Source organism: uncultured Sulfitobacter sp. (assembly GCF_947502895.1).
GTDB lineage: Bacteria > Pseudomonadota > Alphaproteobacteria > Rhodobacterales > Rhodobacteraceae > Sulfitobacter.
The window spans coordinates 1-15859 of the sequence record NZ_CANNBM010000001.1 but is presented as its reverse complement, the minus strand read 5'-3'; the positions used below and the strand labels follow the sequence as shown (position 1 = coordinate 15859).

At 55.6% G+C, this 15859-nt stretch carries 12 protein-coding genes; 4 read left to right on the top strand and 8 right to left on the bottom strand.

All coding sequences use genetic code 11. The annotated features are described in order from the left end of the window. Window positions 1–7: 7 nt before the first annotated feature. Both Q0903_RS00060 and Q0903_RS00055 read right to left on the bottom strand, forming a co-directional pair. A complete protein-coding gene (locus tag Q0903_RS00060) occupies window positions 8–2944 on the bottom strand; it encodes a hypothetical protein (RefSeq protein WP_299411726.1) in 2937 nt (978 codons plus the stop codon). A gap of 148 nt (window positions 2945–3092) precedes the next feature. Next, window positions 3093–4373, bottom strand: a complete 1281-nt coding sequence (locus tag Q0903_RS00055) for an O-acetylhomoserine aminocarboxypropyltransferase/cysteine synthase family protein (protein WP_299411724.1) — start codon at window positions 4371–4373, stop codon at window positions 3093–3095. A gap of 249 nt (window positions 4374–4622) precedes the next feature. Here Q0903_RS00055 and Q0903_RS00050 point away from each other — a divergent pair, with 249 nt between their 5' ends. After that, window positions 4623–5246 carry a hypothetical protein gene (locus Q0903_RS00050; RefSeq protein ID WP_299411721.1) on the top strand — a complete coding sequence of 208 codons (624 nt, stop codon included), beginning with the start codon at window positions 4623–4625 and terminating at the stop codon, window positions 5244–5246. A gap of 3 nt (window positions 5247–5249) precedes the next feature. Here the strand turns inward: Q0903_RS00050 and Q0903_RS00045 are convergent, their stop codons facing one another. Together Q0903_RS00045 and Q0903_RS00040 are read right to left on the bottom strand one after the other, a co-directional pair. Continuing rightward, window positions 5250–6257, bottom strand: coding sequence for an HD domain-containing protein (locus tag Q0903_RS00045; protein ID WP_299411718.1), 1008 nt, complete (start codon window positions 6255–6257; stop codon window positions 5250–5252). 2 nt (window positions 6258–6259) lie between these two features. Beyond that, entirely contained in the window at window positions 6260–7264 is a 1005-nt protein-coding gene (locus tag Q0903_RS00040) for a hypothetical protein (RefSeq protein WP_299411717.1), read from the bottom strand. A gap of 111 nt (window positions 7265–7375) precedes the next feature. On the opposite strand from Q0903_RS00040, the gene Q0903_RS00035 reads away from it, so the two are divergent. Together Q0903_RS00035 and Q0903_RS00030 are read left to right on the top strand one after the other, a co-directional pair. Next, the gene (locus Q0903_RS00035) at window positions 7376–7942 is read left to right on the top strand and encodes a hypothetical protein (protein ID WP_299411714.1); all 567 of its coding nucleotides are present in this window, start codon (window positions 7376–7378) and stop codon (window positions 7940–7942) included. A 237-nt stretch (window positions 7943–8179) separates the two neighbouring features. Further along, entirely contained in the window at window positions 8180–10321 is a 2142-nt protein-coding gene (locus Q0903_RS00030) for a hypothetical protein (RefSeq protein WP_299411711.1), read from the top strand. 228 nt (window positions 10322–10549) lie between these two features. Here Q0903_RS00030 and Q0903_RS00025 read toward each other — a convergent pair whose 3' ends face one another. Beyond that, entirely contained in the window at window positions 10550–11620 is a 1071-nt protein-coding gene (locus tag Q0903_RS00025) for a pyridoxal phosphate-dependent aminotransferase (protein WP_299411710.1), read from the bottom strand. A gap of 101 nt (window positions 11621–11721) precedes the next feature. On the opposite strand from Q0903_RS00025, the gene Q0903_RS00020 reads away from it, so the two are divergent. Further along, window positions 11722–12318 (top strand): hypothetical protein, encoded by a 597-nt coding sequence (locus tag Q0903_RS00020; protein WP_299411708.1) that lies wholly within the window; start codon window positions 11722–11724, stop codon window positions 12316–12318. A 364-nt stretch (window positions 12319–12682) separates the two neighbouring features. Here the strand turns inward: Q0903_RS00020 and Q0903_RS00015 are convergent, their stop codons facing one another. The 3 genes from Q0903_RS00015 to Q0903_RS00005 form a co-directional block, all read right to left on the bottom strand. Then, complete coding sequence (locus Q0903_RS00015; RefSeq protein ID WP_299411706.1) at window positions 12683–13633, bottom strand: hypothetical protein; 951 nt, start codon at window positions 13631–13633, stop codon at window positions 12683–12685. Between the two features lie 412 nt (window positions 13634–14045). Further along, complete coding sequence (locus Q0903_RS00010) at window positions 14046–14393, bottom strand: hypothetical protein (RefSeq protein ID WP_299411703.1); 348 nt, start codon at window positions 14391–14393, stop codon at window positions 14046–14048. A gap of 94 nt (window positions 14394–14487) precedes the next feature. Then, complete coding sequence (locus Q0903_RS00005) at window positions 14488–15690, bottom strand: Fic family protein (RefSeq protein ID WP_299411701.1); 1203 nt, start codon at window positions 15688–15690, stop codon at window positions 14488–14490. Window positions 15691–15859: the final 169 nt, after the last annotated feature.

Sequence of the window (15859 nt, the reverse complement as noted above, 5' to 3'; positions counted from 1 at the left end):
TTATGCCTCAGGGCATCTTGAGGACCACGTTGCGGCCCCCTTTTGCATAACGCAGTTCGGAGTTGCTGATGGCCGAGACGCGGCCGCCATCTATGCGGTCGCCCACACGCACTTTTTGGTAACGGCCATTGGACAGGCGTACCAAAGCGCGGCGGCTGGAGGGTTTCCCATAAACGCCGATCAGGTTGACTTTGCGCAGGTTGATTGCGTTTTTCACAGTTGCACTGCGCGCGACCGATGCTTTTGACGGCAGTTTCGGCGAAACGGTGCGCGGTGCAACAGTTGCTGCTGCTGCCACACGGGTTTCTTTGGGTGCCGCACGCTCTGCCCGTTTGACGATACGCGCGAAATTGCGCGGACGGGTATCGGGGCGGATGGATTTCGCCGTTGCAAAGCGGGTTGCGTTCTGGATTGCGACAGGGGTTTCTGTGACAGTTGGTTGCGGAATGGCAAGCGCTGCTGCGGCGGCGGCGGTTGCCGCTTGGGCTGCCGCTGCTGCCCGCGCCTCTTGCGTTTCTTGTTCCTGCGCGGCTTTGTTCTTGGCTTCATCCTCAGCGGCGCGGGCGCGCTCCTGAATTGAGCGTGGGCGCAATGCGGGGCGATAGGCGGCCAGTTCGCTGCGCGAAACACCACCAAGCTGCGCACGCTCCGACCGTTCAGCCAGACCGATAGGGCGATTTTTCGGACGGAACCCAAGCAGCGGAGAAGTTGGCACTGGCGGGGCAGTGACTTGGGGGGCTGTGAAGCGGGCCAGCGTAGCAGCCGGTGGCTTCAACGGTGGGCTACCCGCAAAAACGGTAAAGCCGCTGGCGGTCACAACACCGTTTTCAGTTGGTACAATCAACCCGTTTTCATCAATATCTGTGCGCTGGCCGAACGGAGGGGGTGACGCAACTGCAGCAAGACGGGTATCGGTTTCAAACCCGCGTGGCGCAGGCAAGGCAATCGCGTCAGTAGATGTTCCGATGGTGTCAATGCCGCTGAAATATACAGGATCGGAGGTCACCGCCCCTTCGGTCAGGGGCGTATCGGGGGCAAGCGGCCAAATGCCTGTCACGGCATAGCGTGCCGCAGCTTCCTGTTCGGTGATGACAGGGCGCTCAGGCTCGGGGCGTGTATCTTGCAGAGCATCGAGGACTGCGGTGTCTTCTGCGGACAAGACAGGATCAAGCGCAGCAACCTGAACCGCTTCATCCGTTTCTTCCTGTGCTGTCTCGACACCGTCCGGTGTGCGGATGATCTCTGGATCGATCTGGTTTTCCGGTGCAGAGGCGGTTGCGCGGCTTTCGTCTTTTTTCATCAGGCCAGCGATGCCTTCATCGAGAAAGACAGCAGCCCACGCAGCCACGCCGGCGAGGAACACCAGCAAGATTACAGTCATGATCAGGCCGAGGAAGCGTGGTTTGCCGCCAATGGTATCGGCGCGTGCGCCAAAAACGGTCATACGCTCTGCTTCGCTACCTGCTGCGGCCACTTGGGCTACGGGGGCGGGCATCGGAGCGGCAGCGCCGGTACGCGGTTTGCGGCGGCTTAGAAAGCCGGTTTTTGCAGGTGCTGGCGTATCGGCCACGGCTGCGGGCTGATCAAGCGAGCTGCTGTCGGGGGTGAGCGGTGCAACCACAGGGCCGCGCGCTGCCCCTCCAAGAGGTTTGGCGGGGGCGGGTGCGGCCGCACGGCGGCTGGCGAAACCCGAGGGTGGTACAGACTTCTCGCTGGCCGAGGTGTCAACAACTGGCGCTTGGGGGGCAGGCTGCGGGGGTTTTTGCGATGTGGTGAACATCGTTTTTGCGGGTTCTACCACTGCCGCAGCAGCGGCTAGCGCGCGGGCGCGTGCGGGGTTTGGTATATCTTCTGTAGGCGGTGCTGCCGGTGTATCTGGCGCTGCCTTAGGTGTATCGGTGGCCGTGGCCGCGCTGAGAGGCTCGTCAGCGGGGCGGCTTTCAGCGGCTGGAATGACGGTAGTCGCCTCATCATTTAGGGGCGGCTCCGCTATGGGAGGTGCTGGTGCGGCTTCGGCTATTTTTGGCGCGTCAGTGGCGGGTGCTGTTACAGGCTTAGCTGGGGGCGCGCTTAAATGTACAGACTCGGCTGCGGGTGTCGGATCGATTTGCAAATCGAATGGCAGTTGAGCGTCTTGTGGCTCGCCCTGTGTCACGTCGGCTGGCTTCGGCTCGGCAGCGGGTTCAGGCTTTGGCTCGTCCGGATGCTCCACAGGTGCGGTGGCGACTGGTTCCGCTTTGGGGGCGGGCTGTTGCTCGAACTCTGGCTCGGGTTCAACAACGACTGCTTCTGAAATTGTGTCTTCAACAGGGGGGAGTGCTTCTTCTTCTTCCGCCTCTACAGCAATCTCGGGCTCGGGTTGGGGTTCGTACTCGGGCTGTGACTGTGGCGCAGGTATTGCGCCAACGATGACGACAGCGATGCCGTCAGGCTCTACGACCTCTTCAGGTTCAAGCAGGTCTGCCGCACCTTGGGTCGGGCCAAAGAATGGTTCTCCCAAATAGGGTGCATCATCAGGAACCGCGACAAAGCTGACGGGATGAAAACGGTGCTCGGTTGCGAATGCCTCGGCCTCGGCCAATGTCTCGCGCGCGACGGCGGCGACATGGGTGCGGGGGCCATCAAGGCTTATGTCATAGGCAAGCTCGTGCACCTCGTAGGGGGTCGCATCATGCAGCGCCTCTTCAGCGGCCTTACGGCAGGCCGCCTCGGACAGGCCGATTGTGTCGATGGTCAGGTATTTGATCTGGCTGGAGGGAATCAGCAGTTTGGTGCGCACACCGCCAGGCTCAAGACTGCTGGCGGTCTTGCGCAAAACGGCAAGCTCCCCGCCAAGGTCATCAGAAGTAACAGCAACTTCGCCAACTTCACGCCAGCCGCCCGCAGCGCGGTGCAACAGCTTGATGCCGTCGAAAGAGAGAGAAAGGGCAAAATTAGGCTTCATGCGCTGCCTTTATCACGGGTCCGGTTAACCAACAACTTCGTATCGTTGGAGAATACCGCACAGTTGCCCCTGTGAAAAGGTCCGCAAGCGGATTTCAGCGAAGGTAGCTTGTCCTCCGCGCAGCGGGATACCGCGCGGAGGAAGGAATTTAGGCAGTTGCTTGGGTCAATGCCTGATCCAGATCAGCGATCAGATCGTCCGCATCTTCGGTTCCGATGGACACGCGGACTACGTTGGGGCCAGCGCCTGCGGCTTCTTGCTGCTCTGGCGTCAGCTGGCGGTGGGTGGTGGAGGCCGAATGGATGATGAGCGAGCGCGTATCGCCCAGATTGGCCACATGGCTGAACACTTCAAGGGCATTGACCAGTTTGACGCAAGCATCATAGCCGCCCTTGACGGCGAAGGTGAACAAGCCGCCTGCGCCTTTCGGGCAGACCTTCTTTACCCGCTCGTAATAGGGGGATGATTCGAGACCTGCGTAGGTGACGTAATCAATGCGGTCATCCGCCTCTAGCCATTTGGCGATCTTCTCGGCGTTGGCCACGTGGCGGTCCATGCGCAGGCTCAGTGTTTCTGTGCCCATCAGCGTATAATGTGCTGCCTGTGGGTTCAGGGTCATTCCCAGATCGCGCAGGCCGATGGCGATGCCATGGAAGGTAAAGGCGAGATTGCCGAATGTCTCATGAAACTTGAGGCCGTGATACGCAGGCTCTGGCGCGCTCAGCGACGGGAATTTATCGGTGGCGGACCAGTCAAAATTGCCCGAATCCACAACGCAGCCGCCTGTCACTGTTCCGTTGCCTGTGAGGTATTTCGTGGTGGAATGGACCACCAGTGTCGCACCATGCTCGATCGGGCGGCACAGATATGGCGTGGCAGTGGTGTTATCGATGATCAGCGGTACCTGAGCGGCATCCGCGATGTCGGCAATCGCGCGCACATCCATGATGTAGCCGCCGGGATTGGCGATGGCTTCGCCGAACACCGCGCGGGTGTTGTCATCAATAGCGGCTTTCACAGCGTCAAGATCGTCGAAATCGACAAATTTAACTTCCCAGCCGAAGCGTTTGATTGTGTGAGAGAATTGAGTGACCGTGCCGCCATAAAGACGCGTGGAGGCGACGACATTCATGCCAGGCATCATCAGCGGGAACAGGGCCATGATCTGGGCTGCGTGACCCGAAGAGCAGCACACGGCGCCCACGCCACCCTCCAGCGTTGCGATGCGTTCCTGCAATACGGCGACGGTGGGGTTGGTCAAGCGCGAGTAGATAAACCCGACCTCTTGCAGGTTGAACAATGCGGCGGCGTGATCGGCATCGCGGAAGACATAGGCCGTGGTCTGATGGATCGGTGTCTGGCGTGCACCAGTGGACGGATCGGGGCGGGCGCCCGCGTGAATTTGCAGTGTATCAAAGCCGTGTGACATCGGTCTCTCCTTGTAAATGTTGGCGTAGCGATACGGGATCGCGTGAACACAAACAAGTGAACGGGCGCGGATAGGAAAATGCTTCTGCTCAAATCGGGCGTGCAGAACAGCGGTTTTGCTTTGGCCGTAATTTTAGAACATCCGCCGCGCAGGGGTGTGGGAACTTGCTGCTAACATACATGTAATCTATGTTGACGAGTGTGTGATACCAACATAGATCATGTGTATGTGATTTGGCAGGAACCAAAAATGGCAAAGATCGAAAAAGGCCTCAAAGCGAAAACGGCAAAAGCTGCAAAGGCAGATGGTGAAGTGAAGAAAACCGGCGGGCGTGCGCGTCGTCTGGAAAAGATCGGCAAAGCCTCCACAGTGACATTCACACTGGAAAGGGCCGTGCGTAAATATATGGATGCGCAGGCCAAGGCGGCAGGAATGAACCTGACCCACTATATGCAAAAACTGGTGGAAAATCATGTGATTGACGCAGCTGGCAGCGAGAGCCCCTTGGCCCGCCGCCTTGGTGCTAAACGGGAGGTCATTGATCGTACGGTTGCTTTGGCCGCAAAACTGGATGCCGAGGGTAAATTCGATGAAAATTTCATCCTCACAGTCGTGCGTGAAGCGGATAAAGACCCCGATTTTATGACGCACTATGAGGCCGCACTTGAGATGAACGAGGATGATACTGCAGCTACGGTAAAACGGGCGCGTGTATCGTTGAACCAGCAGATCGGGCGTGTGATCAAAAAATCTGTCGGCGCTCGGAGCAAACGTAACGAGCTGGGCCATATCGCCCGTGGCCAGGTAAGTGATACATTTATTGCCACCTACACGCTGCTGCAAAAGCCGTCGGCGCCAGCGGCGGTTGCCTAAAGCTCAATCTGGAAGGGGCGGCGGGATTGCCTTCCAATGGCGACCCGTCGCCAATGCCTCCTCCTCCAACATTTGATGCAAGGCCCTGCGCGGGGTCAGCCGCGCCATGATTTTGGCGGCGTTATTCAAATAGGCGCGTGTGCCTTCGATAGGCCAATTCGGTGGATCGATGCGCATTTCGCGTGTTGTCACGACAAGGGTTGCCGCTTCGATCAGTGCTGCTGCGTCACTTTTTGACGGCGCAGCGGCGTATTGTGCCTGCATTGATGGCTGACCGTCGGGATCGTGGGTATAGGTCAATTCGCGCACCAGTGCTGCAACACGACCCCCGAATTGCACCTCCAGTTCTGTGGCATCTCTGTCTGTTCGCGCGTGTGTGCCGTGTAGCCAAGCGGCAGCTAAAATACTCGGATCCAGTTCGATTTTTTTCACAATATCAACGTTCTGTTTCAGGTAGTTGAAGTATGGGTTTTGTGTGCCGCGCCATAGAGTCTGCCCCTGATGGGCTGCTTTGGCGTATTGGGCTGCGCGGTTGATGAGGCTTGTTTCACCTACTGGATGGGCTGCTGCGGGATGGTAAGGGTCTGTCTGGAAAGAGCCCCAAGGGCCCTCAGCTACGACAGGTTTGATCTTTGTAGGCCACTCGTCCCGAACCGCTTGGTGAACGCGCTCCATAAATTCCAGTGCGTCGTCTTTTGTATCGAACGTGACTGCAAAGTTATCGCCAAGGGTCTCCCATTTTCGTACAGAATAAACCGCATAGGGGCGTAGGTTTACCAAAACGCCACTAGAGATCACGCTATGGGTCCAGCTTCGCGATATCCGGTGCAACCCTGCCACCCGCAGGTTCATGCCACCCATGCCCCAGAACGGCTCTCCCAGATAGACTTTGGTGCCGCCCGAGAATTTGCGGGTGCCTTGGTAAAAGCGCCCCTTTTCGCGGCCGCTGCGCAGATGATCAGAGATGTTGGCGCAGATGACCCAGCCCAGCCGCTTTGCATCATGCGTCATTGCTACCGCATCCAATAGCCATTTGATTTGAGGCGATTGCGAATGGCTTGTTCCTTGCGGGGCAGGTTTTCACGATCAAAAAGCGCACGCGCCTTGGCGCCGCGCCCCTGATAGATCATCCGCTTGATCGGGTCATAGGTCTTGAGTACTTTTTTGATCTTGTTGGGCATGGCGATGTGGTCCAGCACCGCCACCGCATGATCACTTTCGCGGGCATAGAGCAGGGGCAGCAAACGATAGTGGCAGCTTACAGCACCGTCCAGCAGACCATCAGGCAATGTATCGCGCCCGCCGCCCAAACTGTGGATCACCAGTGGTAGGGCGACCTGATCCAGCCAAGGATCAAAGCTCTGGGCGCACAGCTCCACCGGGGGGGCGTTACGAATGGCCAGCGCATAATCAAGAAAGCGCGCGCCGAATTCATGTGGGCATTTGTAAAAGAAATAGCCTGCGTTAAAGTACAGATAGCGCCGCCAGTATTCGTCAGGCTGGCTCTGGTCCAGCGAGGATTCAAAATCCAGTCCGAACTTGTCATAGAGCGATTTCCACAGCCCCGTATAACCAGGACCATAGAGTTGTGGCTGGGGCCAAGTGCCTTCGCGGCGCAGGGACGCACTGGGGCGGTCGAAATCAAACGGTACAGCGGCCAGATCACCTGTGATCAACGTATCGGTGTCAAAAAAGACAAACGGCTCGCCCTTGGGCAGTGCTTGCAGCATTTCGATCTTGTTGCCGTAGGGATAGGTCTCGCCGAAGTGTTGGGTGTGAAACGGGATGATCTCTGCGCCCATTTCGGTCAGCGCATCGCGGACAGCCTGATTGCGGATACTGGGGTCTTTGCTCCAGCGTGGTCCGGGTTGTGGCTCGGCGATCAGGATGCGACCTGTGAAATCGGGGCTCATCGCGCGCAGGGAGGCTACAAAAAGCAACGCCTCATAGGCCAAACGGCCTTGTTGCCCCACAACGACCACGTTGAATGATTGTTTTGCTGCACTTTTGCGTGCCATAAATACCCTCGATTACGCCTGCGTGCGGTTGGTCCGCTTTTTCGGGTCAGTATACGGCGCAAGTGGCGTTTTGAAAGAACACATTTTTGTCGTCCCCTTTAGGAAGTTACCATGATTGATTTTATTTTTGCGATGATAGCAGTAGCAGCCGCACATTCCCCATCCGATCAGGTCAGCGCCGCGCCCAGCGTCATCATCGGGGAGGGGGTGCAGATTGGCAGCAATACTGTGATCGGTGATCCTGTCACCGCCGCGCCTGACGGTCTTGCTTTTGATCTTTCTGTTTTGCCCGATGGGCTGATGCCTGAGCCGCAGATACCACTAGGCAAATTCACCACCGCGACCGAGGTTAAACCCATTCTGACAGCGACCAAGGCCAATTGGGTGGCGCTGCGCGATTATGGCGGCAACGATCTGGTCTATGTCACGCATTTATGGAGTTGGCGTTGCGGGCTGAGTGCGATGGCGCTGGCAATAAACGATGGCCCTATGCAAAATCTGGATATGCCCGAGTGTCATATGGAATACGCGACCCCGAACGCTGTTTTGGAGCAGGATGGATTGCCCTATTTGACGTATCCGCAGGGCAGTGTGACGCGGTTAACGGTCCAGATCGTATATGATGACCTCACCACGGATATCGCGACATTCGAGGCCGATCAGATCCGTATACCCTAGGGTCAAATGGTGATTCGGAAATAAAGGCAGCGGGAAATTCGAGCAAAAACAATTGCTAACGGATGTTGTGATTGTTGCGCATTGCGAAACACAATCGCAGTGAAAATGCGCCCAATGGGGCGAAATTATGGCGATTGTGTCCTGTGAGTGGCCCTTTTGTGAATTCCCCTCGGCAGATATCTGTCGGTGTGCTTAGACGTCGTTCATATCTATTTAACGATTGGGAAGAACACTGCCATGAGCTCCAATAACTCGATTTCCGTTACACTTGGCTGCGATCCGCAAGCCATTGTCACAATTTCCGAAACTGACACAGGTACGTTGTTTATCATCGTAGCTTCTGCCGATCCGACAATGCCGGTCGACCTTGACGGGGTATTCTTTAACCTGTCGGATGACAGCACGCTGGACGCGCTGAACTTCTTCCCAGAAGCCAACACAGGCTCGATCTTTTCACCTGTCACAGGTGTTCAGGCAGCCGCGAACAGCGTTGATACGCTGTCCAATGGCGCACAGGTTGCAGACGGCTATGACGTTGGCATCCAGTTTGGCACAGACCCCAGCAGCACGGGCGGTCAGGTCACGCAGGCGAACTTTACCCTCTTTTCCGACAATGGCCCGCTGAGCATTTCCGATCTGGATGTTTCCAGCTTCACCACTGTTGTGGACAGCGATGGCGGCAACGGTCAGGTCCTGACCTCGGGCGATACGCCTGATGCGGCACCTGTTCTGGTCTCCAAAGAAGTGCTGTTCGACAACTTCAACGACATTCACGAGGCCGAGGATTCGGCAATCGTCGAGGGCCATACCAACTGGGATGCCAATTGGGGAAAACTGGTCACAAACAGCCACAACGAAGGTGTGCTGGAGCTGAAAACAGTCAGCACCGACGGTCCCGTCACGCTGAACTTTGACGCCAACGTGCACAACACCCATCTGTTCGAAAACTCCGGCTGGGCCGCAGACAGCCTGCGCGTCGAAGTGAGCATTGATGGCGGCGGTTGGGTCCTGCTGGATGAATTCCAGGTCAACGACCATGGCACGGCGATTGTCGGCTCCGAGACAGGCCAGACATTTGGTAACTCCGCCAGCAACATCACCTATGAGGGTGGTATTCTGGATACAGCCGAAGACACAGTGCAGTTCCGCTTTGTCTCTGATGTCACAGCGTCTGATGAGTGGATCAAACTCGACAATGTTTCGGTGTCGGCCTCTGAAGAAGTCGATGGTTCCTCCGTCGAGAAGGTTCTTCTGTCCGAGAGCTTTGACGACATCCATGACCCCGACGACAGTGCCGCTATCGGGTATGATGGCCGTTGGGACGTGCGCGGTGACGAATTGGTGACAGATGGTAACAACGACGGTTGCCTCAAAACCGAAGCCGTGGCCGCCGATGGTGACGTCACGCTGAGCTTTGACGTCAGTGTTGATGACGCAAGCAAGTTCGAAGCCTCAGGTCACTACGCCGATAAACTGGTGCTGCAAGTACGCACGGAGGACGGCGACTGGGAGACGTTGGACAAATTTGTCGTCAACGACGCAGGCACAGCCCTTGTCGGCAACAAAACCGGTAACGAGATCACGGAAGAGGGCAGCACGCTTTCATACTCTGGTGGCGCGCTGGATGATGTGAACGGCAATGTCGAATTCCGCATCATCTCGGATATCTCGGCGGGGGACGAAGTGGTCCGCTTTGACAATCTGACTGTTACGGAAACCTCCGAAGGCTCCGCCACTGCAGGCGAAGCTGTGACGATTGACTTTGAGGGTCTGTCCTCGGGCGATGTGATTGCAGACCAGTTCGACGGGGTAAGCATTTCAGCCCAGCGTGACGGCGATGCAGCCAACAGCGAAAACGACGCGATGATCTTTGACACCAACAGCCCAACGGGTGGTGACCACGATCTGGAATACAACGGTGTTGGCAATGCTTTCATCATCTCCGAGGACAACGACAGTTCGGATGCCGATGACAATGCCCACGGCGGCACAATGACATTTAACTTTGACGCACCTTCCGAAGTGGTCAGCATCAACATGCTGGACATCGAAGAAACAGGCGGTACAGTTGATTTGTTTGATGCGGATGGCGGATTGATCAATTCTGTCGATATCCCTGCCGCTGGTGACAACAGCCAGCAAGAGTTGATTATCAACGCTGACAATGTCTCGTCCATGAACATCAATCTGGTAGGGTCGGGCGCTGTGGATGATGTAACATACATCCCGCCGGCCGGTGAGTTTGAGGATGACGGCAAAGGCGACCAGTATGACGTACAGTACATCGCCGGTATCCCCGTTCTTCAGCCAGTTGATGAAGACCAGCTGAAAGCCGAGATCAACGTATTGGACGCAGAAGATGATGATCTGATCATCTAAGCAGATATTGCGCTAAGAACTAAGCCTCTGCCCTTGAACAAAGGGTGGGGGCTTTTTTTCTTCTGGACGGATTCAATGCAAGCGACGGGCGAAGGCCGTAGAGGCGCACTGGATAGGTACCCGAATTATTTTGTTGGTGGCGACGCGTTTTCGGGCGAGGCAACCGACAGGTGGCTTGTGCAACCGCTGCTCAGATTCAAGATGCCTAAATGCAGGTTAGCAATTGCTTCAACTGGCTTTGTTTTTCATGACGTGCGCTTCTAGCGCTGCCAATCCTTCATCAAGGCCAAGCCTGCCAAACCCTAACCTGAACCGATCCGTCGGTGTTGCCCCAAGATCCGAGCGATAGATGGTACTTGGCAGTAAAAGCACGCCACTGTCTTCGACCGCAGATTGGCAAAACGCTTCAACGCCTTCTGGCCCCTTGTAGCGTGGGAAAGCCATACACGAGCCATCAGGGCGACGCCATTCAAACAGATCGGTATGGCGTTCAAAAAAGGCATCCCATTTCGGCAGGTTTTCATCCACGATTGCGCAATTGCGACCCAATAGATGCGCGCGATTGTTCAGTGCGATCTTGGCAAGGCGTTCGCTTGGCCCTGAATTGCAGATGGACAGATAGTGTTTCATCCGCTCCATCGCGGAAAGGATCGCGGCGTCCTGACACGCGATCCACCCGATGCGCAATCCGGGAAGGCCAAAGGATTTTGACATCACATTCAAAGACAAGCCACGTTCGTAAATATCAGCAATAAAGGGCAGATGTTGGGTTCCTGTTGGGCCCAGACCATTAAAAATCTCGTCATGGAGAATGTAGATGCCGTGGGTGCGGCACAACTCGACCAAGGCCAAATAACGTTCCAGCGGAAGGATCGCACCTGTGGGGTTGTGAGGGAAGTTAATTGTAACCAGCTTTGTATTTGGCCTGATCGCATCGCGCACGCGGTCAATGTCCAAGGACCATCCATCGTGGGGATCAAGCGGAACGCCTGTGGCCTCGCAGATTGCTACGGGCAGTGTTTCATGGCTCTGATAATTCGGGGTGACTACAATGGCGTGACTGTCTTTGTTCAGGATCACGTTATTGGCGGCAAAAATACCTTCGCTTGCGCCTGCAAAACACAAAATGTCCGTTGCAGTCTGGCGTTGATAGGTTGTGGCAATCGTCTCCCGCAGGTCGGGCGCACCAAATGTCTCGGTATAGCCCAATGACATCCCTTCAAACTCTTCGCGCTCTTCGGGCGTTGCCATCGCCAGTAAAGCGCGCAGCGAAATACTCTCGGCATCTGATGCGGTCATGTGGTATCTCGCTTTGAACTCCCATTTTGAAAAGTGGGTCTCAAGCCGGAAGTCGGGCAGTGTTGGCATTGTTTTGATCGCTTACAGGGATTTATCACGCCATGGTTATCTTGGATCGTACCCAAATCGAAGAACTAATTGACCTCAAAGTTGCAGGTGCAGCGATCGAGGCGGCCTATATCTCTGCCAGCCGCGGCGCGGTGACGTTGCCGCCCGTGGGGCATATCATGTTTCCAGAGGCGTCGGCGGATTGCCACATCAAATTCGGGCATGTCAAAGGGGATCCAAGCTTTACGGTTCTTCCGAACCCGCTACGGCTTGCGTCAAGGTTGGAAAACTTTCTTGTGAAAGTGGTGGGCGACCCTGGAATCGAACCAGGCGTGCGTCTCCGCGAGGGAGTTACAGTCCTTACGAAACATAGATATTTCAAGAGGATATTTGTTTTTGGTCCCAAGAATATTGAGTATATGCACAATGCGTTTGGGACCAGTCTTTATGGAGCACTTGCAGTGCGGCACGAGGGTAAATACCGACACGAAGGGCGGACACCGGACCTTCGCTGCAAACTGCGCCGAGGTCTGCTTTGCGGGATAAAGTGTGAATTCGCCACGTCTGCACCGATGTCGGCTTTAGATAGACAATCAAGAATTTCAGCTACTCTTAATCTACAAATATTGGGACTGAAAAGGTGGATGTAGTCTCGCGAATTAGCTGAACACAGCCACCAGGGCGGGACGGAGTTCACGCTAATAAAATACCCGCAAAAGCGGCTTTTGAAAGGTCAGGAGCGTTTGCGGTGAAAGCTGTTGCGGTTGATAAGTTTGCAGGGAACTGTTGCATTAGTCGAAGCGTTTGGCGAGCCATCGACAGAGCCTGATCCCGAGGACACAGGGGCTTGGGATATCGATCTCGACAAGAATGCCCTGACGGGTAAGACCGATGTATTCATAGGGATCGATGCCAAGGAGGTTGCGCAATGCGGCTACGAGAGCGTCCGCCCGACACTTTTATCTGCGTTGCATGGACAACACCACGACCGCATTATTGGTGACCTTAGCCTGATCAATAGCATATCCGCTGAACCCAGGTCGCCACTTTGGGTGGGCAGAGTTCATCAAGAGGTGGCTCGTGGATTTCATACTGTCCGGCCTTGATCATCCATCCGAGAACGGCGGCTGGATTTATATCCATCCTAAGCAGATAGTTGGTGATGTCCATGTAGACGGCATCGCTGAGAGGGGTCTCGCCGGAGCTATTGTAAACCCGGTGGAAGCCGAGATGGGGACCGGGCCCCATCCAGATCGTACGTTTCACCCCGCCCATGAAGACGAGAGGGCAGGCCGAGAAGCATGGGCCGTGAAGCGTGGTGTCGAGGCCGCGATCTCTGATCTCAACTCCGGCCAATAGCGCATCATAGACACTGCCGCCGGCGCTTCCCAATGCCACCTGAACAACATTCGGGTGGGATTCCAATGCGTCACGGAAACGGTCGGAAAACCCACTGTCGATATCGCCATATACTACCAGGGTGTTGCCGTTGATCGAGAAATCCCCTTTCAGTTCGGGATCATCAATACCGGCAGTGCGCGGGATGCCGTGTTTGCCCACGCATTCCAGATTCCAAAGGCTCTTCTTTTGGTTCTCGGTCAATTCGATCGCCCGGCGGGCTGCCGCCACCCAGGCGTCCAGCGTCACCGCGTGGATCATGATCTCCATCGGGTCGACATCTGGCGAGAGGGGAGGCTCATCGAGTGTCTCGGCCTCCAGGATTTCATTTCGAAACCCCAGCATGCGACCTGTGATGGCGCAGATATGTCGGTCGTGGCCATAGCCCTGCAGCGCTGATCCTGGGTGACCGGAACCTATATCGATAGCATAGGAGTAGAGTTTGTCCGATTTTTCCTGGACAGCTTCGATGGCGCTGGTCCAGGAGGTTTCTGCTCGGACAGGATCGGCAGGCAGGATTCCAAGACCTACCGCGAAGGCGCAGATGAAGCGTTTTGTGGGGTGCAAAATGTGTCCAATATAGCTTTGGTAAAACGGTTAGGGTCGGGCGAAGTCAGGGTACATCCTGAACACGGGGATGCAAGAGATGAACCCGACAATGACCTATCTGGTCTATCCACCATATCAAACAAATCGGGTTCCTCGCCTGAATTTCCGAAAGTCGCCAAACATATTAAGAGAAAAATCCAACAACTATATGCTGCCGGACTCTGCTGAGAGCCTATAAACCAAGGGGAGCGTCAAACACTCACAATAAAATTGAGAAGACCAAAGGTGACGCATTCTTACTGATAGGACACAGATGGCACCGGCTAAGAAGAGTCGGAAGCTTTTCCGAGTTGTAGGACGCGGGGCCAAAAAACTGCCGCCCGCTTTCAATTTCAGATCGGACATCTCCCGGCAGGATAGGGCGGTCGGGCTACAGGAAGGAGTGGACGAGCGCCTCGAACTTGTTGCGTTGCTTCTGATGGCGCAGCCAAGTCTTTTTGACGTCGGCGGGGCGAGGCGGCCGCTCGGTGTGCGTCCGGTCGGCCGCAGCGCAGAGATGAGCGTAGCGCATCAGACCTTCCGTGCGGGCCTTGACGGCCGCGGCTTTTCGTGTGGCCTTGCTCAGCGACTTCGGAGCTGGAGGCTGCGGAGCGGGCTCGGAGCCCGCCTTGCCCGGACTTTTCGTGATGTGGGAGTCGCGGACTTCCTGGGGATCATAGGACGACCATTGTCCGCCAATAATCGTAGTGCCGCCGCCGAGATACGAGTTCCGACCCATCGCGATGTCTGCCTCACTGTCCTGCGAGTAGATGATTACACTTGGGCACCTGGTTGCGCAACCTTCAGCCGATAATCATGGCGCGGCTCGCCGCCTATGCTTCGATAAATAGGCGGGGGAATAAGAGGTCGTGTTCGTTTGGCGGGAACCGCAAAGAAAGTACCCCGCGTGCAGTGGCCGAACCAATGATCCCGTCTTTCAGCATTTCACTCATGATCACGCGCGATAGCCTTGGGGAAGTACCCAGTATCCCTGCAACATCTCCACGAGGAACTTCGCCGTTTACAAGTATGTGCCGTAGCAATTTGGGCGCGGTGTCGTGCAAGTCCTTGAGTTTGGCATAACGCTCGAGGCGTACATTTAAGGTATCAAAATCATAGAGAGCACCCATGAAATCAATCTGATCAATCATGATTTGAAGAAACCATTCCGTGAAAGCAATCAGCGCAGAATTACTTCTCACCCCACGACCATCGGTTGCGCTGCTTCGTCTTGCATCCGCCCGTTTTAAGTGCTCCTTGTATTGGGCCTGACCGACTACACCTCCTAAGCCCCGCGCAAGGCCGCGTGAGATTGACCATAGCCCCCCTGCGCCGATGCCAGCGCGAAGGCACATAGCGTGGCTCATCAGCCGTGCCACGCGACCATTTCCGTCCGGATAAGGGTGGATGAAAAGAAATCGGTGATGTGCTGCCGGTATCGCCAGAACCTTTGCGATTGATCCCATTTTTTGGCGACCGTAGCGAAGATTGAAGTAGTCCAAGAGTTGTTGGATGTCCTCGTGCGGAGGAGCTACGTGCTCACCAACTGCGACTTCTGTTTTGCGGAACTCGCCTGGGACCATTTTGAATTGCTTGTTGCCGTTTGCATCCCTGATCCACAAGAATTCCTCCGGAAGATCTTTGCAAAACTCTTTGTGTAGACGAAGTATGAAGTCGGGTGTTGTTGGGTCCTCCAGCTCCCCTTTGCGCGCAGATTGGTCAATCTCTCGCTGTAGATGGACGTGTGCTACGGCTTCTTCTTGAAGGGCTCGTTTCTCGTCGTCGTCCGAAAAGTCGCCTGAGAGGGCTTCCTTGATTTCGTGTGGCCTTGTGTTGTGCCCTTCTATCAAATTTGAATAATACGCATTCATGATTTGGGTGACATCTGTAAGCTGTTCGAGGGCCACAGGATGCAGTTTCCCGGCCAAATTCTCAGACTTTTGAATGACTTCGTGGGCGAGCTCGGTCAAACGCTCTGGGATCATTTCTTCGATCCTTGCGGGCTCGATCACATTTCCTAATAACATATCCTTCATTGATTGACCTTTTTTGCCACTATGATCGATGTGTATATTGCTGTTGATAAAGTATAATTTCAGATTTATCAATCTTTAGTGCCACTGTTGCCTGCCACTGTTGCCTGCCACTGTTGCCTGCCACTGTTGCCTGCCACTGTTGCCTGCCACTGTTGCCTGCCACTGTTGC